Genomic DNA, 19,332 nt, shown 5'->3' with positions numbered 1-19,332 from the left:
TACGGCGTCACGCGACGAACTGAGCCAGCTTCGCCAGATCGACGTTGCCGCCCGAGACGATCACACCGACCCGCTTGCCCTCGACCGGCACCACCTTCTGCAACACGGCGGCCGCCGCGAGACAGCCGGTCGGCTCGACGACCATCTTCATGCGCTGCGCGAAAAAGCGCAGCGTCTCGATGAGTTGCGCGTCGCTCACGGTGACGATGCTGTCCACGTGACGCTGGATGATCGGGAAGTTGTATTCGCCGACATGCGTCGACGCCGCGCCATCGGCGATCGTGCGCGGCACTTCGATATGCACGATCTCGCCGCGCGCGAGCGACTGCTGCGCGTCGTTGCCCGCTTCCGGCTCGACGCCGATGACCTTGCAGTCCGGCGCAAGCGCCGCCGCCGCGAGCGCGCATCCGCCGATCAGCCCGCCGCCGCCGAGACACACGAACAGATAATCGAGCGGTCCGGTTTCCTCGATCAGTTCCTTCGCCGACGTGCCCTGCCCCGCGATCACATGCGGATGGTCGTAAGGCGGGATCAGCGTCATGCCGCGCTCCTCGGCGAGCTTGCGGCCGATTTCCTCGCGGTTTTGTGTGTAGCGGTCGTAGGTGATCACTTCGCCGCCGTAGCCGCGCGTCGCTGCCATCTTCGCGGCGGGCGCGTCCTCGGGCATCACGATCGTCGCGCGGATGCCGGCGAGCTTCGCCGACAGCGCGATCGCCTGAGCGTGATTGCCCGACGAAAACGTGATGACGCCCGCCGCGCGCTGACGCTCGTCGAAATGCGAGATCGCGTTGTACGCGCCGCGGAACTTGAACGCGCCCATGCGCTGGAAGTTCTCGCATTTGAAGAAGAGCGATGCGCCCGCGATGGCATCGGCGGTGCGCGAGGTCAGGACGGGTGTGCGATGGGCGGCGCCTTCGATGCGCCTGGCGGCATCGGCGACGTCATCGAAAGTCGGGGCGGGAAGTGAGGACATCGGAGTCGGCCTTCGAGGCGAAGAGGGACCCCATTTTCCCACGCCCAAACAAAAAGGCGATGCATGCTCGCATCGCCTTTCTGTTTATCCGGCGGACCGCTCAATGGCGCCAGTAGCCCGGCCCGTGCCGGTAATAGCCGTGATGCCCGTAGTAAGGGCGGCCATAGTACGGACGGCCGTAATACCCATACCCGCCATAACCGCCGACGACCACCGCGGGCGGCGGCGCGTACACGACAGGCGGAGGCGGCGCCACATACACCGGCTGCGGCGGAGCCATATAGACGGGCGCGGGCGGCGCGGCATACACCGGATAGGCCGGCACCCCGATACCCACGCCGACCGAAACATGCGCTTGCGCAACAGTGGCGAAACCCACGCCGAGCGCGCCAGCAACCAAAAGACCACCGAGCTTTTTCACTTTCGTTCTCCTCGCCGCTTCGCGTGTTGGCCGGTCTGCACGGCTCACGAGCGACGGTATGAAAACAATTTATCGAAAAAGCGCGCCAGTCGCAGAAGCCATTTGTTGCAAATTGCAAGTTCCTTAACGCGCATGCGAATGTGTAAGCCGGAGCGCGCGTGCAACCGCGCTCCGATCGACCGTTCGGCGGACTTCGGCGCGACACGACGCGTGGACTCCGCAGCGATCGATAAAACGCGCGTAACGTCTAATTACAAAAGAAAGGAAAAGCCCCGCCGGACAAATCCGTCCGGCGGGGCTTTTCATGTATTACGCGAAATACCCGAAGCTAGTATTTGATTCAGCCCACTTTGACGTAGGCAAACTCACGTGTGACGTTCGGCGGCACATAAGCCGCGCCGATCACGACCCGCGGCGTCAGACGCTTTTTCTGGTCCCACCAGCGGCGACGCTGGGCCTGGCTCAAGAATCGCAGATGCTTTCGATAAGAGAAAATGCTCATGGCGACCTCCGAACGTAGCGAATGAAACCCCAAGGGAAGCCCGGCGGCCTCGGACCGCACGTTCTATCCCGCTGAATCTGTCTTCTCTTTGATATTGAGCGCCCTGTCCGTGCATCGATGTTCGCAAAGAAACCAAGTCTTCGCGTCGGTGTGCGTTAAACCACATTCAGCAGAAAGCATGCCGTTTCGATACACACCTCCGCGTTGAAAAAAACCCTTGTTCTTATCCGTTTGCGTGACCGGCGAGAAACAGATTCGCATCTACCCTGCACTTTCGTCCTTTCGCTCTCTGTCTTTATATCCTGCCAGTTTTGCATGAAATGCGCTTTTCCGAGATCGTCTCAAATTGGCAACACTAGGGTTTTCCGATGCTGGCGCGCACCGTGCAAACCGGCTTGCGCGGAGCTTTCGCCAGCCTTTCACGCATTCGCGCGAAGAATCGCGCGCGGCACGTGCGACAACGTCCCCAAGCTGCTTTAAAGCCATGATAAGGTGACGTCCGGCGCATCCCACCAGACGATTTGGCGGGCGGGGAATCCAGGCGCCGCGCCGCGATGGTTCCGGCACGATACTCAAGTCCAGAGAACGAACAATGATCAAGGTCAGCATCCACCATTCGCGCCGCGCGGACGGCCTCGTCGATATCGACACGCCAGGCGGGCAGCGCTTCACGCGCTAGCTTTCGCTTTCTTCACCCTTTCGCTCAAACGACCCCACGCATCCTAGAGGACCCGAGATGTTCGGCGAGATCGCCCGTTTTCTGCTCAATACCCTGTTCACCCTGTTCGGCGCGGCGCTGCTGCTGCGTGCGTGGATGCAGGTCGTACGCATGCCGCCCTACAACCCCGTCTCGAATGCCGTGATGCAGGCGACCAACTGGCTCGTGCTGCCGCTGCGCAAGATCCTGCCTGGCGGCAAGGTCGACTGGGCCAGCATTCTCGCGGCATTCATTGCGTCGGCTGTCTACGTGACGCTGATGGTCGTGCTGGCGGGCATCGATCCGACGCTCATGGTGCCGATGCTTCTGCTCGTCGCATTGCTGACGGTCGTCAAATGGGCGCTGAACCTCATCATCTGGGTGACGATCCTGATGGCGCTGCTGTCGTGGCTCAACCCGCAGTCGCCGGCGATGCCGCTGCTCTATCAGATCACCGCGCCGTTCCTCGATCCGCTGCGTCGCATTCTGCCGCGCCTGGGCGGCATCGATCTCTCGCCGATCCTGCTGTTCGTGATCGTGCAGGTGCTGTTGATGGTGGTGACGCGCATGGCGGTCTCGATGACGCTCTTCGGCATCTGAGCGCCACCGGGCGCGATTGCGCCTCGGGACGCGTTGCGCTTACAATAGCCGCCTCATGCGGGCGTCGTATAATGGCTATTACCGTAGCTTCCCAAGCTACAGACGTGGGTTCGATTCCCATCGCCCGCTCCAGAATCCCAGCGAAAGCCGCCCCAAGTCACGTTTGGGCGGCTTTTTAGTTTCCAGCATCGCCTTGCCATGAACCACGATCTTCAGGACGACGCCGACGACGGCATCGAAAACGACGTCCACTCCGAAACAGACGCGAACGCCACGCTGCGTCATCGCCGCATCCGCAGCTTCGTCACGCGCGCGGGCCGCGTGTCGCCGGGCCAGCAACGCGCGATCGACGAACTCGGCCCGCGTTTTGTCGTGCCCTACACGCCGCAACCCGGCGACTGGGACGCGCTCTTCGAACGCAAGGCGCCGCGCGTGCTGGAAATCGGTTTCGGCATGGGCGCGACGACGGCGGAGATCGCGGCCACGCGTCCGGGCGATGACTTCATCGGCGTGGAAGTGCATGAACCGGGCGTCGGCGCACTGCTGAAGCTGATCGGCGAGCAAGGGCTCGGCAATATCCGCATCCTTCAGCACGACGCCGTGGAAGTGCTCGAACACATGATCGCGCCGGACAGCCTCGACGGCGTGCATATCTACTTCCCCGATCCGTGGCACAAGGCGCGTCATCACAAGCGCCGTCTGATTCAGCCGAAGTTCGTCGCGCTGCTCGTGTCGCGCATGAAGCCGGGCGGGTACATTCATCTCGCGACCGACTGGCAGAATTACGCCGAGCAGATGCTCGAAGTCCTTGCGGCGGAAAGCGCGCTGGAAAACACCGCGGACGGCTATGCGCCGCGCCCGGATTTCCGCCCCGTCACGAAGTTCGAGCGAAGAGGCCTGCGGCTCGGACATGGCGTGTGGGACCTGATGTTCCGCCGCCGCTGAAAGAGCCCTACCCGGAAAAGACAAACGCCACGGCAAGCCGTGGCGTTTTGCATCGTGCGCGACGAAACCGCGCTCAGTCCGCCCAGCTCAGCCCGCCGCTGTAGCCGACGATCAGAATCAGCAAACCGAAGCCGATCCGATACCACGCGAACGCCGTGAAATCGTGCGACGCCACGTAGCGCAACAGCCAGCGCACGCAGACGAAGGCGCTCACGAAGGCGGCCACCATCCCGATGGCGAACAGCCCGAAATCGTCCACCGTCAGCGTGCGCCAGTACTTCGCCATTTCGTAGAGCGTCGCGCCGAAGATGATCGGGATGGCGAGGAAGAACGAGAACTCCGTGGCGACGCGCCGCTCCAGCCCGAACAGCATCCCGCCGATGATGGTCGCGCCGGAACGCGAGGTGCCCGGAATCAGCGCGAAGCATTGCGCGAGACCGACCTTGAAGGCGTCCGCATAGGAGAGATCGTCGACGGAATACACGCGCGTCATGGCGGCGCGTTCGCGCTGGCGCGCCTCGGCCCACAGAATCACGATGCCGCCGACGATCAGTGCGACCGACACCGGCACCGGCGAAAACAGCACCGACTTGATGGTTTTCTCGAACAGCAGACCCAGCACGATGGCCGGAATCGTCGCGATGATCACGTTCAGCGTGAAGCGCCGTGCGTCCGCGCGCGCCGGCAGACCGACGACCACGGAGCCGATCTTCGCGCGATATTCCCAGCAGATCGCGAGAATCGCGCCGAACTGAATGACGACATCGAACGTTTTTGACTGCGCGTCGGTGAAATTCAGCAAACTGCCCGCCACGATCAGATGCCCCGTGCTCGAAACCGGCAGAAATTCGGTCAAGCCCTCGACGACGCCCAGAATGAGCGCCTTCACCATCAATATCCAGTCCATCCGTCAGCCCTTGTTAGCCGTTATCGCCGTTGCTTGTGGAGCACATTGCGCAGAGATTTCGACTTACTTCTCAACGATCTGCACACGTATGCCGTTTGTAAGGACTGTGATTGTACCGGGTTCATACGACACTCCGGCGAACTGGAGTTCCTCCGGTTTGAAGGTGTGGATCGGATAGCGATCGAGCAACTGCGCCGCCAGTTGCGCGCCGACCGAGGCGATCTGCTGGTTATATTGCGCGGCGTCGCCGGTTAGCTGCGCATCGTCAACACTCGGTGAAATCAGGATGACGGAACGAGTCGGCGCGTCGTAGCCGAGTTGCGTCGAAAGCGTGAACACGCCGACCACGGGATTCGGCATGAACGGCGTGGCCAGACGCGCGTCGACTTTCACCGTCACGCGATTACGATCCGGCGCCATGCCGACGACCGGATTGCTCAGAACGACGTCGAAGATCTGCGAGGCCGTGCGTTGCAGCGGGAACTTGCGCGCGACGGCGGCCTGAACCTGCTGCGTCGAGAATGTGTAGTGGTCCGGAATGAACGGGAATATCGAGTTCGAGGCCGCCCGGGCCTTCGATGTGAGTACGAGTGCGGGCAGCGACATCAGTCCTGCGAGCACGAACCGGCGCCGCAGCGGCGCGACGGGTTCCGTCATGCGTGATCCTCCAGTGCGTTTCTTCAGGTCTGCGCCTCGTGGCGCGGTTCGGGCTTTGGACTGCCGATCGTCACGACAGTTGCGTCGGCTGTGTCTGCGCTTCCAGCCTCTCGATCCACACGAGCGCATATTCGCGCGTCTCGCCGCACATCTCCGCGGAAGGCTGCAGCCCGCCACAACACGCGGGCCGGCGCGGATCGCCGAATATCCCGCAGCGCAGATCATCGCCTAATTGAATGCAGCGCTCGCCCGCGCGCTTGCCCTCCGGCATGCCCGGAATCGGACTGGAGATGGACGGCGCGATGCAGCACGCACCGCAGCCTTCGCGGCAGGCATGGGGCGAAGAATCGATCGACATGGCGACACCGAACAGCGCAAAAAGAAACGACATTGTCCCACGCCTCACCTTTGCGCTTCGTCAAATCGCCGCGGCCGGGCTGCGACCTTATCACGCAATTCCGGCGCGCATCGTCCGATTAGACTCGGATGATTCCCAGAGGTCCGCCATGAGTCCCGCCACCCCGCTCTTTCGCCCCGACCTGCTCGCGCGCTACGACGCGCACGGTCCGCGCTACACGTCCTATCCGACCGCCGTCCAGTTCACCGACTCGTTCGACCCCGCGCATTATCGCGAAGCGGCGAAAAACAGCAGCGCGAGCGCCGACCTCTCGCTTTACTTCCACATCCCGTTCTGCGACACGGTCTGCTTCTATTGCGGCTGCAACAAGGTCGCGACGAAAAATCGCGCACACGCACGCCCTTATCTCGACCGGATGAAGCGCGAACTCGCGTTGCAGGCCGCGCTCTTCGACACCTCGCGCCCGGTCACGCAACTCCATTGGGGCGGCGGCACGCCGACCTTCCTGTCGCACGACGAGATGACCGAGCTGATGTCGGCCACGCGCGAGCATTTCAACCTCGTCCCCGATGACCGCGCCGAATATTCGATCGAAGTCGATCCGCGCGAAGCGTCGGCGGAAACGATCGCATTGCTGCGCGAACTCGGCTTCAATCGCCTGAGCCTCGGCGTGCAGGATTTCGACGAGCGCGTGCAGCGCGCCGTCAACCGCATCCAGCCGCGCGCGATGACCGAAACCGTGCTCGACGCCGCGCGCGCGAACGGCTTCAAGTCGGTGAGCGTCGATCTGATCTACGGCTTGCCGCATCAAAGCGTCGTGAGCTTCTCGCGCACCCTCGACGCGATCGTCGATCTGAAGCCCGACCGCGTCTCCGTATTCGGCTACGCGCACATGCCGGCGCTCTTCAAGATGCAGCGGCAGATCGACGAAAGCACGCTGCCCTCGGCCACCGAGCGCCTCGCGATTCTCGAGCGCGTGATCGCGCGCATGAGCGACGCGGGTTACGTTTATATCGGCATGGATCATTTTGCGCTGCCCGGCGACGAACTCACGCGCGCGTTCGAAGCGGGCACGCTCCAGCGCAACTTCCAGGGCTACAGCACGCACGCGGATTGCGATCTGGTCGGCATCGGCGCGTCGTCGATCGGCAAGATCGGCGACGTCTACGCGCAAAACGCGCGCGAGCTTGCCGACTACGCCGCCGCGATCGATGCGGGGCGTCTCGCCATCGCGCGCGGCGTGCGTCTTTGCGCCGACGACGAACTCCGCCGCGACGTCATCATGCGTCTCATGTGCGGCGGCGAGCTGCGTTTCGACGATGTCGCGAGCACGCACGGCATCGAATTTCCCACCGCATTCGCCAGCGAACTCGCGCGCCTCGCGCCGATGGCCGACGACGGCCTGATCGACCTGTCGCGCGACGCGATCCGCGTGCTGCCCGCCGGGCGCATGCTGGTGCGCAACGTCGCGTCGGTGTTCGACCGCTATCTGGGACAGGCGAGCCTGCGGCGCTTCTCGCGCACGATCTGAGCGGTGTTCGAACGGCGGCGGTGGCTTAGAATGACAGCCACCTTGGGCGTCCCGGCTTCGAGCCACAGCGCGCCCATCCATTCACTGCCGATGCGAAGCGCCGGGCGCGCCCGGACTTCTCGCACGCGGCCACGCCACTGCCCGACGCCATGCCGACCACTTCGCCGCAGTTCGCCCCTCTCGCCCAACTCGCCACCGATCTCAAAAGCGGCCGCACGACGAGCCGCGCGCTCGTCGAGGCGGCGCTCGAGCGCATCGCCGATCCGTCGGGCCAGGGTTCGACCGTCTTCATGCATGTCGATGCAGAACACGCCCGCGCCGCCGCCGACGCGCACGACGCGCTGCGCCGCGCCGGCACCGTGCTGTCGCCGCTCGCGGGCATTCCCGTCTCGATCAAGGATCTGTTCGACATCGAAGGCCAGGTGACGCGCGCCGGTTCGAAAGCGCTGCGCGACGCCGCGCCCGCGAAGGCCGATGCCGTCGCCGTCGCGCGTCTGCGCCGCGCGGGCGCGGTGCTGGTCGGGCGCACCAACATGAGCGAGTTCGCGTTCTCCGGCCTTGGCCTGAATCCGCATTACGGCACGCCGCGTTCCCCGTGGCGCGCCGACGTGCCGGGCGACGCGCGCATCGCGGGCGGTTCCTCGTCGGGCGCGGCGGCATCGGTCGCGGATGGCATGGCCGCGATCGCGCTCGGCACCGACACCGGCGGCTCGATCCGCATTCCCGCCGCGCTGTGCGGCATCACCGGCTTCAAGCCGACCGCGAGCCGCATCCCGAAGCAAGGCGGCGTGCCGCTCTCGAAGTCGCTCGACTCGTTCGGGCCGATCGGGGTGTCGGTTGCGTGCTGTGCGCTCGTCGACCGCATTCTCGCGGGGCGCGACCCCGGCGTGCCCGCGACGCGTCCGCTCGACGGCGTGCGCCTGGGCGTGCTGACGAACTACGTGACCGATGGCGTCGAGGCGCCCGTCGCCAACGCGGTCGCCGCAGCCGTCAATCATCTGGCCGCCGCGGGCGCGCTCGTCGAAGACGTGCGTTTCGCGCCACTCGACCGGCTGCCGGAGATCAATCGCTACCCGCTCGTCGCGATCGAAGCCCATGCGTGGCATCGGAAACTGATGGCCGAGCGCGGCGGCGAATACGATCCGCGCGTGCTCGCGCGGCTGAAGCGCGCCGAGGCGGCAAGCGCGGCGGATTACATCGACCTGTGCGAGGCGCGCGCCGCGATGATCGAAGAGGCCCGCACGACGCTCTGGCAGCGTTTCGACGCCATCGTCTGCCCGACGGTGCCAGTGCTGCCGCCGCGCATCGCCGATCTGGAAGCCGACGACGACGCCTTCACGCGCGCCAACGCGCTGATCCTGCGCAACCCTACGACCTTCAACTTTCTCGATGCGTGCGCGCTGACGCTGCCTTGCCATCCGCGCGGCGAAGCGCCTGTTGGCCTGATGCTCGCGGGCGCGCCGAACTCCGACGACGCGTTGCTGTCGATCGGACGCGCGGTCGAAGCGGTGCTCGCGACGACGCGCTGAACGCCTGAAAATCGGCGGCGGATTTTGCGCATCGGGCGTTCGCGCTAGAATTCACCGCGCGACCGGCGCAACTCAGGTGCTTCCTTCTCGAATCGTTGCGAAACAATGAACAACTCTTTACATCACTTCACGATGCATCAGGACGACCGGGCGGTGCGGCGCGAGCGGCGCCTCCTCGTGCTGCTCGGTTTCGTCAGTCTCGGCCTGGTCGGCGGCGCGCTCTATCTGCAATTCTTCCATAACGAAGATCCCTGCCCGCTGTGCATCATCCAGCGCTATTTCTTCGTGCTGGTCGCGATCTTCGCGTTTCTCGGCGCGATCTTCCGCAACTGGCGCGGCATCGCGCTGTTCGAAACGCTCGTCGCCATCTCGGCGCTCGGCGGGATCGCCACGGCGGCGCGCCACGTCTACGTGCAGTCGCATCCCGGCTTCAGTTGCGGCTTCGACGCGCTTCAGCCGATCGTCGACGGCCTGCCGCCCGCGGCCTGGCTGCCGCAGGTGTTCAAGGTCGCGGGCCTGTGCGAGACGCCGTATCCGCCGATCCTCGGGCTGTCCCTGCCGCAGTGGTCGCTGATCGCGTTCGCGCTGATTTTCGTGCTGGTCGTGGCCAGTCTGCGTCTGAAGCGCAATCTGCGCACCGCAGTACGGTAATTATTTCCGGGCGACCCGGTCGCGGTCGCCCGTTCTTGCCCGCTTCACCCCGCTCCACGCGCTTTCCCCTTTCCCGCATCAGCGCATCCGCATAATCTTGATACGTGCCCGGCAATATTTTTGGGATATTGCGGTGATATGTTCGTGTCTGGATGGCGATCTACGTGCGCGCAGTCCGATTCGCTCAAAGGCAGCTTTCTCATGCAACCCATGAGGCGAACGGAAACCGCGTAACGCGCGCCCGGTCCGCAATGTCTTTTCACTCATGACAACGCAAACCATCCGCTTTCTCCAACGCGGCGCCGTACGCGAGATCGGCGACGCTCCCACCACGCGCACGGTGCTTCAGCATCTGCGCGAGACCGCGCTTTGCACCGGCACGAAGGAAGGCTGCGCGGAAGGCGATTGCGGCGCGTGCACCGTCGTGATCGGCGAACTCGACGCCGCCGGCGCGCTCGCGCTCAAGGCCGTCAACGCCTGCATCCAGTTTCTGCCGACGCTCGATTCGCGCGCCCTCTTTACCGTCGAGGATCTGCGCGGCGCGGATGGCGCGCTGCATCCGGTGCAGCAGGCGCTCGTCGATTGTCACGGCTCGCAATGCGGCTTCTGCACGCCCGGCTTCGCGATGTCCCTGTGGGCGCTCTATCACAGCCATCCGCGCGATGCGGGAGCGCCGTCGCGCGATGACATCGCCGCCGCGCTGTCGGGGAATCTGTGCCGCTGCACGGGTTATCGGCCGATCGTCGATGCCGCGCAGCGCATGTTCGACTACCCGCGCCCGCCCTTCGATGCCGACGCGCTGACGCAACAGTTGCTTGCACTGAAGCGCACGCAGACGTTCGAATATCGCGCGTCCGATGCATCCGGTCCGCACACGTTCCAGGCCCCCGTCACGCGCGCCGAATTCGCGCGCTTGCGCGCATCGCAGCCGAACGCGCGGCTGCTCGCGGGCAGCACCGACGTCGGCTTGTGGGTGACGAAGCAATTCCGCGATCTCGGCGACCTGCTCTACATCGGCAACGTCGACGAACTGAAGACCATCGAGCGCGACGCGCAGACGCTGACCATCGGCGCGGCGGCCTCGCTGGAGGACGCCTACGCCGCGCTCGCCGCCGACTATCCCGAACTCGCCGAACTGTGGACGCGCTTCGCGTCGCGGCCGATCCGCAATGCGGGCACGCTCGGCGGCAACGTCGCGAATGGCTCGCCGATCGGCGATTCGATGCCCGCACTGATCGCGCTTAAGACGGAACTCGTGCTGCAAAAGGCCGACAAGACCCGCACGGTGCCGCTCGATGCGTTCTATCTCGGCTATCAGAAAACCGCGCTCGACGCAGGCGAATTCGTCGCGTCGATTCGCGTGCCGCGCCCGGTCGCGGCGCTGCGCTTTCGCACCTACAAGGTGGCGAAGCGCTACGACCAGGACATCTCGGCGGTGTGCGCCGCGTTCGCGATCACGCTCGACGCGCAGCATCGCGTGACGGATGCGCGCATCGCGTTCGGCGGCATGGCCGCGACGCCGAAACGCGCGACCCAGGCGGAAGCGGCGCTGATCGGCGGCGACTGGACCGAAGACACGGCGCGCGCCGCGATGGCCGCGCTCGACGCCGATTTCCAGCCGCTCACCGACATGCGCGCGTCGAGCGCGTATCGCGCGAAAGTGGCGCGCAACGTCCTGTGGCGCTTCTATCTGGAAACGCGCCGCGATGCACCGCTCGCGCTCGCCGACGTGAGCGCCTTCGCCTACGAAGCGCAGGAGCAGCCATGAACAAGGTCACCGAACCGATCGCGCTCGATGCCGCCGGAGCCGCGCTGCCGCACGAATCGGCGGCGCTGCACGTGAGCGGCGAAGCGGTCTATATCGACGACATTCCCGAACTGCGCGGCACGCTGCACGCGGCGCTCGGACTGTCGCGGCATGCTCACGCGCGCATCGTGTCGCTCGATCTGGACGCGGTGCGCGCAGCGCCCGGCGTCGTCGCGGTACTGACAGCCGCCGACATTCCCGGCGAGAACAATTGCGGCCCGGTGCTGCACGACGACCCGATCCTCGCCACCGATGAAGTGCAGTACCTCGGCCAGCCGGTGTTCGCCGTCATCGCCGAGAGTCACGATCTGGCGCGCCGCGCCGCCGCGCTCGCGAAAAGCGAGGATGTGGTGCGCTACGAGCCGCTCGAAGCCGTGCTCACGCCGCGCGAAGCGAAGGCGCGCAATCAGTTCGTGCTGCCGCCGCTGCATCTGCTGCGCGGCGATCCGGCCGCACGCATCGCGGCGGCGAAGCATCGCTTGAAGAGCGAGTTCGAAGTAGGCGGCCAGGAGCAGTTCTATCTCGAAGGCCAGGTCGCCTACGCGATGCCGAAAGAGCAGGACGGCATGCTCGTCCACAGTTCGACGCAACATCCGAGCGAGATGCAGCAGGTCGTCGCGCACATGCTCGGCTGGCCGACCCACGCCGTGCTGTGCGAATGCCGGCGCATGGGCGGCGGCTTCGGCGGCAAGGAATCGCAATCGGCGCTGTTCGCGTGCGTGGCCTCGCTCGCGGCGCATCTGCTGAAGCGCCCCGTGAAGCTGCGCGCCGACCGCGACGACGACTTCATGATCACCGGCAAGCGCCACGACGCGGTCTACGAATACGAATGCGGCTTCGACGACGACGGCCGCATCGTCGGCGCGCGCGTCGAGATCGCGTTGCGGGCGGGCTATTCGGCGGATCTGTCGGGCGCGGTCGCAACGCGCGCCGTCTGCCACTTCGACAACGCGTACTACCTGAGCGATGTCGAGATTCGCGCGCTGTGCTGCAAGACCAACACGCAGTCGAACACCGCGTTTCGCGGCTTCGGCGGACCGCAAGGCGCGCTCGTGATGGAAGTGATGCTCGATGACATCGCGCATCGGCTGAAACGCGATCCGCTCGACGTGCGGCGCGCGAATTACTACGGCATCGGCGATCGCAATGTGACGCCTTACGGCCAGCCGGTCGCGGACAACGTGATCGCGGCGCTGACCGACGAACTCATCGCGTCGAGCGATTATCAGAAACGCCGCGCCGAAGTCGCCGCGTTCAACGCAAAAAGCAGCGTGCTCAGGCGCGGCATCGCGTTCACGCCGGTCAAGTTCGGCATCTCGTTCAACGTGCCGTTCCTGAATCAGGCGGGCGCGCTCGTGCACGTCTACAAAGACGGCTCCGTGCTCGTCAATCACGGCGGCACGGAAATGGGCCAGGGGCTCAACACGAAGGTCGCGCAGGTCGTCGCGAGCGTGCTCGGCATCGGCCTGCCGCGCGTGCGCGTGACGGCGACGGATACGTCGAAGGTCGCGAATACCTCGGCGACGGCGGCATCGACGGGCAGCGACCTCAACGGCAAGGCCGCCGAGGACGCGGCGCTCACGATCCGCGCGCGGCTTGCCGAACTCGTCGTGAAGCAGCTCGGCGGCACTGCGTCGGATGTACGGTTTCGTGGCGGCGTCGTGGAAGTGAACGACGGTCAGATGCCGTTCGATCAGCTCGTCGCGGCCGCGTATCTCGCGCGTGTGCAGTTGTGGTCGGACGGTTTCTATTCGACGCCGAAAGTCCACTGGGACGCGAAAACGCTGCAGGGCCATCCGTTCTACTACTTCGCGTATGGCGCGGCGGTGTCGGAAGTGATTGTCGATACGCTCACCGGCGAATGGAAGCTGTTGCGCGCCGATCTGCTGCACGACGCCGGACGCTCGATCAATCCGGCCATCGATATCGGTCAGGTGGAAGGCGGCTTCATTCAGGGCATGGGCTGGCTCACGACTGAAGAGCTGTGGTGGAACCGCGACGGGCGTCTGATGACGCACGCGCCGTCGACCTACAAGATTCCCGCCGTCAGCGACGCGCCTGCGATCTTCAACGTCGCCCTCTTTCGTAACGCGGGCAACGACAACGCCGAACCGACGATTTTCCGCTCGAAGGCGGTCGGCGAGCCGCCGCTCCTGCTGGCGTTTTCGGTGCTGCTCGCGATCCGCGCGGCGATCGCCTCCGCCGCGCCGGATTCAGCCGATGCGCCGAAACTGCGCGCGCCGGCGACGCCCGAGGCAATTCTTGACGCGCTGACGGTCGAAGCCTTCGAACCCGCCCCGGTAAACTAGCGCCTGCGACGACGCAAACACGACCATTTTTGGAGCTCACTCGATGCAAGTTTGGCTGAACGACCTGCAACACCTGCTCGCGCACGGCGACGCCGTCGTGCTCGTGACGGTCGCGCGTGTCGAAGGCTCCGCGCCGCGCGAGCCGGGCACAAAGATGATCGTCACGCGCGAGGACGCGCGCTACACGATCGGCGGCGGCCATCTGGAATGGAAGGCCATCGAGACCGCACGGCAAGTGCTGAAGGACGGCATGCGCAGCCCGCGCATGAGACGGCTGGAGCGTTTCGCTCTGGGCCCGAGCCTCGGCCAGTGCTGCGGCGGCGCGGTCGTGCTGGCGTTCGAGCGGCTCGACGTGGCGGATCTGAACTGGGTAACGACGCTGTCGAAACGCACCGCGCAGGGTCTCTCGACCGTGCGCAGCGTCTCGTTCGCGCCGATGCCCGACGCCGTGATGCTCTCCGATCCCGAACCGGGCGCGACCGACACCGACTGCCTTCTGTGGGACGGCGCCGGTTTCGACGAGAGCGGCGCGCTGCTCACCGAAACAATCGCGCCGCGCGATTTTCAGGTCGTGCTGTTCGGTGCGGGCCACGTCGGGGCCGCGCTCGTGCGCGTGCTCGCGACGCTGCCCTGCCACGTGACCTGGGTCGACGAGCGCGACGCCGCCTTTCCCGCGCCGCAGTTCGTGCCTGACAACGTGACGATCGAGCCGAACGACGCACCCGACGAAGCCGTCGACCGCGCGCCGCCGCACACGTACTTCATCGTGATGACGCACAACCACACGGTGGATCTCGCGCTGGCCGAATGCATCCTCAGACGCGGCGACTTTGCGTTCTTCGGCATGATCGGCTCGTTCACGAAGAAGAAGCAGTTCGAACACCGGCTCGCGGCGCGCGGCATCGACCCGGCGCGCATCGCGAGAATGGTGTGCCCGATCGGCATCGACGGCATCGTCGACAAGGCGCCCGAGGTGATCGCCGTTGCAGCGGCAGCCCAACTGCTGCAGGCGGTCGAAGCCAACGCTTCGAGCCACGCGTCGTCGCAACAGACCGCCTGACCCACAGGCGCAACCGTAGCCCCAACACCACAAAGCCCACATGAATCCCACACTCGCCGACAAGATTGCGCACGCGCCAAAAGCGGAGCTGCATATCCATATCGAAGGGTCGCTCGAACCGGAGCTGATTTTCGCGCTCGCGAAGCGCAACAACGTGAAGCTCGCGTACGACTCGATCGACGCGCTGCGCGCCGCGTATGCATTCACCGATCTGCAATCGTTTCTCGACATCTACTACGCGGGCGCGAGCGTGCTGCTCACCGAGCAGGACTTCTACGACATGACGATGGCCTACGTCGAGCGCGCGCTCGCGGACCACGTCGCGCACACGGAAATCTTCTTCGATCCGCAGACGCATACCGAACGCGGCGTGCCGATCGAAACGGTCGTCGCGGGCATCGATGCTGCATTGGCCGATGGCGAGAAGCGCGGTCTTTCGAGCAAGCTGATTCTCTGTTTCCTGCGCCATCTTTCCGAAGAAGACGCGCTCGCGACGTATGAAAGCGCATTGCCTTTGTTCGACAAATACGCGCATCGGCTGATCGGCGTCGGGCTGGATTCGTCGGAGCGCGGCCATCCGCCCTCGAAGTTCGAGCGCGTGTTCGCGAAGGCGCGTGAGCGCGGCCTGAAGCTCGTCGCGCATGCGGGCGAGGAAGGCCCGCCGTCGTATGTCTATGAAGCGCTCGATCTGCTGAAAGTGGATCGCGTCGATCACGGTGTGCGCAGCATCGAGGACGCGGCGCTCGTCGCGCGTCTCGCGGATGCGCGCATCGCCCTGACCGTGTGCCCGCTGTCGAACCTCAAGCTCTGCGTGTTCGACGACATGACCAAACACACGCTGAAAGACCTGCTCGATCAGGGCGTCGCGGTGATGATCAACTCCGACGATCCCGCGTACTTCGGCGGCTATGTCAACGCGAATTACTTCGCGATCGTCGATGCGCTGAAGCTCACGGATCACGAGGTCTACACGCTGTTGAAGAACAGCCTCGAAGCCTCGTTCGTCACCGAAGAAGAACGCGACGCAATGGTCGCGCGCCTGGATCAGCACTGGAAGCAGTAAAGCGCATGGAAACGACAGCAACCACACCACAACAGGACACGACCGCGCTCGAACGCTTCTTCGGCATCCGCGCGGCGGGCTCGCGCACGAAGACGGAAATCGTCGCGGGCATCACGACGTTCCTCACGGCGATGTACATCATCGTCGTCAATCCGGGCATTCTTTCGCAGGCGGGCGTGCCATTCCCGGCCGCGCTGACGGCAACCGTCATCGTCAGCTTTCTCGGCAGTTGCGCGATGGGCCTGTACGCGCGCAATCCGGTGCTCGTCGCGCCCGGCATGGGCATGAACGCGCTCTTTGCGTTCGTGATGGTCCACGGCGGCAAGATGCCGTGGCAGACCGCGCTCGGCTGCGTGTTCTGGTCGGGCGTGATCTTCGCGGTGCTCGCGGTGTTCAACGCGCGCAAGCTCGTCGTCGATGCGATTCCCGCGAATCTGCGGCACGCGGTGTCGTGCGGCATCGGTCTGTTCATCAGCCTCATCGGTCTGGTGAACGCGAAGTTCGTCGTCGGCGATCCGGTGACGATCGTGCATTCGGCGTCGCTGAATCCGGTCGTCATCACGTTCCTCGTCGGCCTCGCCGTCACGACGATTCTCGTCGCGCGCAAGGTCACCGGCGCGCTCATGCTCGGCATCGTGTTCACGACGATCATCGCGATTCCCATCGGCCGCTTCTACGGCGACGGCACCGCGTACTGGCCCGCCGCCATCGCCACCAAGACGCTCGTCAACTGGAACGGCTTCATTTCCGCGCCGGATTTCTCGGCGGTTGGTCAGCTCGATCTCGTCGGCTCGCTCAAGGTCATCTACTGGCCGTTCATCTTCGTGATGCTGTTCACGTCGTTCTTCGACGCGCTCTCCACCTTCATGGCGATCTCGGAAGCCGGCAAGCTCTATGACAAGGACGGCAACCCGCGCAACATCCGCCAGTCGATGATGGTCGATTCCTTTTCCGCGCTCATCTCCGCGCCGCTCGGCACGAGCCCGGCGAACGCGTATATCGAATCGGCGGCGGGCATTTCGGCGGGCGGGCGCACGGGTCTCGTCGCGGTCGTCGCCGGATTGTGCTTCCTGCCGTTCCTGTTTCTTTCGCCGCTTCTGTCGCTCGTGCCGGCGATCGCGACCGCGCCCGCGCTCGTGCTCGTCGGCGTATTCATGATGGAAGCGATCACGCAGATCGAATGGCATCGCTTCGATGAAGCCATTCCCGCGTTCCTCGCGATGATCCTGATCCCGCTGACCTACTCGATCACCGATGGCGTCGCGTACGGCTTTCTCGCGTTCGTCGTGCTGAAGTCGGCGACGGGGCGCGCGAAGGAAATCAAGCCGGCGATGTGGATCATCGCGGCCTTTTCGTTAGTGCTGCTTTCGCAGTTGTAAAAACCTTAGAGAAATCGGAGACGTTGCATCATGACTCAGACCGCCTACCGCGCCCAGTTGCTGACCTTCCGGGAAGATCCCGCGCATGCCGCTGACGGCGCGGTCTACGAGGCCGATGGCCTTTTGATCGTCGAGGACGGGAAAGTGGTCGCGGCGGGCGCGTATGCGTCGATCCGTGACAAGCTCAGCCCCGACGCGACCGTCCACACCATGCGCGACAAGCTGATCGTGCCGGGTTTCATCGACTCGCACATTCACTATCCGCAGACGGACATGATCGCGTCGCCCGCGCCGGGCCTGTTGCCGTGGCTGAACACGTACACCTTCCCGACCGAGCGCGGCTTCGAGAATCCGGCGGTCGCGCGTGAAACGGCGAGCTTTTTCATCGACGAGCTGCTCGCCTGCGGCACGACGACGGCGTTCGTCTATTGCACCGTACACAAGCAATCCGCCGACGCCTTCTTCACCGAAAGCGAGGCGCGCAATCTGCGCATGGTCGCGGGCAAGGTGCTGATGGATCGCAACTGCCCCGAGTTCCTGCGCGACACGGCGCAATCCGGCTACGACGACAGCGCCGAACTTATCGCGCGCTGGCATGGCCGCGGACGTCAGCAATACGCGCTTACTCCGCGTTTCGCGCCGACCTCGACGGAAGCGCAGCTCGAAGCCTGCGGCACGCTCGCGCAGAAGCATCAGGACGTGTTCATCCAGAGTCACGTCGCGGAAAACACGGACGAGATCAAATGGGTCGAGAGCCTGTTTCCGGGACATCGCAGCTATCTCGACATTTACGATCACTACGGTCTGTTGCGCCGCCGCGCGGTGTACGGTCACTGCATCTATCTCGATGACCGCGACCGCGAGCGCATGGCGGAAACCGGCGCGGTGGCGTCGCACTGCCCGACGTCGAACCTGTTCCTCGGCAGCGGCCTGTTCGACTTCGAGAAGGCGGGCGCGTCGAACATGCCGGTCGCGATGGCGACGGACGTCGGCGGCGGCACGTCGTTCTCCATGCTTCAGACGATGGGCGCGGCGCACAAGATCGCGCGTCTGACCGGCCATCATCTGACCGCGACGCGCATGTTCTGGCTCACCACCACGGGCGCCGCGCAGGTGCTCGAACTCGACGACAAGATCGGCACGCTCGCCGCTGGCAGCGAAGCGGACTTCGTCGTGCTCGATCCGAACGCCACGCCGCTGCTCGCGCGCCGCACGTCGCGTACGGAATCGCTGGAAGAACTGCTGTTCGCGTTCGCGCTGCTCGGCGACGATCGCGCGGTGTTCGAAACGTATGCGGCGGGCAGGCGCGTGCATTCGCGCGACACGCGCAATACGGCGAAGCTGGAGCTGGCGGCCTGAGGCGCCATCGACGATTCATCCGACGAGCGGCCTGCGGGCCGCTTTTTTGTTGGCTCGACCACGCGCCCGCGACGATTCGCTCAACGATTCGTGCAGATTCCTTGCAATCTCGCTAAAGTGCAAGCTGTCCTGAACATCGCGTCAACATGAAGCACGTCGCCCGACTCTACCGAATCGCCCTGGCCGTGACGCTCGCGTCACTCGGTCCGCTCGCGCACGCGAAGTCGATCGACGCGCAACTCGATTGCAAATCGACAGCGCATGATTTCGTCGCGCCGTTGCAGCGGGAAGGACTGCTGGAAACCAAGCCGATGCGCGTGGAGCCGAACTCCGTCAACGCGTTCAAGCCCGTAAAAGGCGCGACGCTGACGGCTTATGGCTTCAAGGTCTACGTGGTCGTCGCGTACCAGAAGGATGATCCGATCTTCAGGCCCGGCAAGGGCGAGCCGATCGCCGATTCGGCTTACGGTACGGTCGTGTGGGGCGGCGATAAAGAGGTCGAGCAGCAGGTGCGCGCCGCAGGCAGCGACGCGGATGTGCACCACGTCGCGCCTTTCATCACGGCGATTTTTTGCAAGCAGTGA

The 19,332-nt window shown here is 64.8% G+C and carries 18 protein-coding genes and 1 tRNA gene; 13 read left to right on the top strand and 6 right to left on the bottom strand.

Annotated features, from left to right (window positions below; genetic code table 11):
* Positions 1-7: 7 nt before the first annotated feature.
* The 3 genes from NK8_RS03900 to NK8_RS03890 form a co-directional block, all read right to left on the bottom strand.
* Positions 8-973 (bottom strand): threo-3-hydroxy-L-aspartate ammonia-lyase, encoded by a 966-nt coding sequence (locus tag NK8_RS03900; RefSeq protein WP_061179429.1) that lies wholly within the window; start codon positions 971-973, stop codon positions 8-10.
* 100 nt (positions 974-1,073) lie between these two features.
* Positions 1,074-1,394, bottom strand: a complete 321-nt coding sequence (locus tag NK8_RS03895; protein ID WP_061179428.1) for a hypothetical protein — start codon at positions 1,392-1,394, stop codon at positions 1,074-1,076.
* Between the two features lie 340 nt (positions 1,395-1,734).
* A complete protein-coding gene (locus tag NK8_RS03890) occupies positions 1,735-1,896 on the bottom strand; it encodes a hypothetical protein (protein ID WP_167354150.1) in 162 nt (53 codons plus the stop codon).
* A 736-nt stretch (positions 1,897-2,632) separates the two neighbouring features.
* Between NK8_RS03890 and NK8_RS03885 the strand changes: the two genes are divergently transcribed.
* The 3 genes from NK8_RS03885 to trmB all read left to right on the top strand — a co-directional run bounded on the left by NK8_RS03885 (position 2,633) and on the right by trmB (position 4,138).
* On the top strand, positions 2,633-3,193 hold the full coding sequence (locus NK8_RS03885) for a YggT family protein (protein WP_162065163.1): 561 nt from the start codon (positions 2,633-2,635) through the stop codon (positions 3,191-3,193).
* A gap of 57 nt (positions 3,194-3,250) precedes the next feature.
* A tRNA-Gly gene (locus NK8_RS03880) sits at positions 3,251-3,325 on the top strand.
* Between the two features lie 66 nt (positions 3,326-3,391).
* On the top strand, positions 3,392-4,138 hold the full coding sequence (gene trmB, locus NK8_RS03875) for a tRNA (guanosine(46)-N7)-methyltransferase TrmB (RefSeq protein ID WP_213227566.1): 747 nt from the start codon (positions 3,392-3,394) through the stop codon (positions 4,136-4,138).
* A gap of 73 nt (positions 4,139-4,211) precedes the next feature.
* On the opposite strand, the gene NK8_RS03870 is transcribed toward trmB, so the two are convergent.
* The 3 genes from NK8_RS03870 to NK8_RS03860 form a co-directional block, all read right to left on the bottom strand.
* Positions 4,212-5,045 (bottom strand): undecaprenyl-diphosphate phosphatase, encoded by an 834-nt coding sequence (locus NK8_RS03870; protein WP_213227564.1) that lies wholly within the window; start codon positions 5,043-5,045, stop codon positions 4,212-4,214.
* 63 nt (positions 5,046-5,108) lie between these two features.
* Positions 5,109-5,702 (bottom strand): DUF1439 domain-containing protein, encoded by a 594-nt coding sequence (locus NK8_RS03865; protein WP_213227562.1) that lies wholly within the window; start codon positions 5,700-5,702, stop codon positions 5,109-5,111.
* 70 nt (positions 5,703-5,772) lie between these two features.
* Positions 5,773-6,060, bottom strand: a complete 288-nt coding sequence (locus tag NK8_RS03860) for a YkgJ family cysteine cluster protein (RefSeq protein WP_162065160.1) — start codon at positions 6,058-6,060, stop codon at positions 5,773-5,775.
* Between the two features lie 148 nt (positions 6,061-6,208).
* Here NK8_RS03860 and hemN point away from each other — a divergent pair, with 148 nt between their 5' ends.
* The 10 genes from hemN to NK8_RS03810 all read left to right on the top strand — a co-directional run bounded on the left by hemN (position 6,209) and on the right by NK8_RS03810 (position 19,332).
* Positions 6,209-7,591 (top strand): oxygen-independent coproporphyrinogen III oxidase, encoded by a 1,383-nt coding sequence (gene hemN, locus NK8_RS03855; protein ID WP_213227560.1) that lies wholly within the window; start codon positions 6,209-6,211, stop codon positions 7,589-7,591.
* Between the two features lie 149 nt (positions 7,592-7,740).
* Positions 7,741-9,120 (top strand): amidase, encoded by a 1,380-nt coding sequence (locus NK8_RS03850; protein WP_213227558.1) that lies wholly within the window; start codon positions 7,741-7,743, stop codon positions 9,118-9,120.
* A 132-nt stretch (positions 9,121-9,252) separates the two neighbouring features.
* On the top strand, positions 9,253-9,771 hold the full coding sequence (locus NK8_RS03845) for a disulfide bond formation protein B (protein WP_213228475.1): 519 nt from the start codon (positions 9,253-9,255) through the stop codon (positions 9,769-9,771).
* Positions 9,772-10,036: 265 nt separating this feature from the next.
* Positions 10,037-11,539: a xanthine dehydrogenase small subunit gene (gene xdhA, locus NK8_RS03840; protein WP_213227556.1), complete on the top strand. Its 1,503-nt coding sequence runs from the start codon at positions 10,037-10,039 to the stop codon at positions 11,537-11,539.
* Positions 11,536-13,887 (top strand): xanthine dehydrogenase molybdopterin binding subunit, encoded by a 2,352-nt coding sequence (xdhB, locus tag NK8_RS03835; protein ID WP_213227554.1) that lies wholly within the window; start codon positions 11,536-11,538, stop codon positions 13,885-13,887. Before xdhA ends, xdhB begins: the two co-directional genes overlap by 4 nt.
* Before the next feature lie 43 nt (positions 13,888-13,930).
* Positions 13,931-14,947: a xanthine dehydrogenase accessory protein XdhC gene (xdhC, locus tag NK8_RS03830; RefSeq protein WP_213227552.1), complete on the top strand. Its 1,017-nt coding sequence runs from the start codon at positions 13,931-13,933 to the stop codon at positions 14,945-14,947.
* Positions 14,948-14,987: 40 nt separating this feature from the next.
* Positions 14,988-16,010, top strand: a complete 1,023-nt coding sequence (locus NK8_RS03825; RefSeq protein WP_213227550.1) for an adenosine deaminase — start codon at positions 14,988-14,990, stop codon at positions 16,008-16,010.
* A gap of 5 nt (positions 16,011-16,015) precedes the next feature.
* Positions 16,016-17,389, top strand: coding sequence for an NCS2 family permease (locus tag NK8_RS03820; protein WP_213227548.1), 1,374 nt, complete (start codon positions 16,016-16,018; stop codon positions 17,387-17,389).
* Between the two features lie 30 nt (positions 17,390-17,419).
* Positions 17,420-18,748, top strand: coding sequence for a guanine deaminase (gene guaD, locus NK8_RS03815; protein WP_213227546.1), 1,329 nt, complete (start codon positions 17,420-17,422; stop codon positions 18,746-18,748).
* Between the two features lie 146 nt (positions 18,749-18,894).
* Positions 18,895-19,332 carry a hypothetical protein gene (locus tag NK8_RS03810; protein ID WP_174257984.1) on the top strand — a complete coding sequence of 146 codons (438 nt, stop codon included), beginning with the start codon at positions 18,895-18,897 and terminating at the stop codon, positions 19,330-19,332.

It is taken from the genome of Caballeronia sp. NK8, assembly GCF_018408855.1.
Lineage (GTDB): Bacteria > Pseudomonadota > Gammaproteobacteria > Burkholderiales > Burkholderiaceae > Caballeronia.
The sequence above is the reverse complement of the archived record's forward strand: the minus strand, read 5'-3'. Positions and strand labels throughout refer to the sequence as shown.

Excerpts from the sequence above, each read along its gene's own strand:
- NK8_RS03900 (WP_061179429.1), bottom strand. The coding sequence starts at position 973 with ATGTCCTCACTTCCCGCCCCGACTTTCGATGACGTCGCCGATGCCGCC.
- NK8_RS03890 (WP_167354150.1), bottom strand. The coding sequence starts at position 1,896 with ATGAGCATTTTCTCTTATCGAAAGCATCTGCGATTCTTGAGCCAGGCC.
- NK8_RS03885 (WP_162065163.1), top strand. The coding sequence starts at position 2,633 with ATGTTCGGCGAGATCGCCCGTTTTCTGCTCAATACCCTGTTCACCCTG.
- trmB (WP_213227566.1), top strand. The coding sequence starts at position 3,392 with ATGAACCACGATCTTCAGGACGACGCCGACGACGGCATCGAAAACGAC.
- NK8_RS03870 (WP_213227564.1), bottom strand. The coding sequence starts at position 5,045 with ATGGACTGGATATTGATGGTGAAGGCGCTCATTCTGGGCGTCGTCGAG.
- NK8_RS03865 (WP_213227562.1), bottom strand. The coding sequence starts at position 5,702 with ATGACGGAACCCGTCGCGCCGCTGCGGCGCCGGTTCGTGCTCGCAGGA.
- NK8_RS03860 (WP_162065160.1), bottom strand. The coding sequence starts at position 6,060 with ATGTCGATCGATTCTTCGCCCCATGCCTGCCGCGAAGGCTGCGGTGCG.
- hemN (WP_213227560.1), top strand. The coding sequence starts at position 6,209 with ATGAGTCCCGCCACCCCGCTCTTTCGCCCCGACCTGCTCGCGCGCTAC.
- NK8_RS03850 (WP_213227558.1), top strand. The coding sequence starts at position 7,741 with ATGCCGACCACTTCGCCGCAGTTCGCCCCTCTCGCCCAACTCGCCACC.
- NK8_RS03845 (WP_213228475.1), top strand. The coding sequence starts at position 9,253 with ATGCATCAGGACGACCGGGCGGTGCGGCGCGAGCGGCGCCTCCTCGTG.
- xdhA (WP_213227556.1), top strand. The coding sequence starts at position 10,037 with ATGACAACGCAAACCATCCGCTTTCTCCAACGCGGCGCCGTACGCGAG.
- xdhB (WP_213227554.1), top strand. The coding sequence starts at position 11,536 with ATGAACAAGGTCACCGAACCGATCGCGCTCGATGCCGCCGGAGCCGCG.
- xdhC (WP_213227552.1), top strand. The coding sequence starts at position 13,931 with ATGCAAGTTTGGCTGAACGACCTGCAACACCTGCTCGCGCACGGCGAC.
- NK8_RS03825 (WP_213227550.1), top strand. The coding sequence starts at position 14,988 with ATGAATCCCACACTCGCCGACAAGATTGCGCACGCGCCAAAAGCGGAG.
- NK8_RS03820 (WP_213227548.1), top strand. The coding sequence starts at position 16,016 with ATGGAAACGACAGCAACCACACCACAACAGGACACGACCGCGCTCGAA.
- guaD (WP_213227546.1), top strand. The coding sequence starts at position 17,420 with ATGACTCAGACCGCCTACCGCGCCCAGTTGCTGACCTTCCGGGAAGAT.
- NK8_RS03810 (WP_174257984.1), top strand. The coding sequence starts at position 18,895 with ATGAAGCACGTCGCCCGACTCTACCGAATCGCCCTGGCCGTGACGCTC.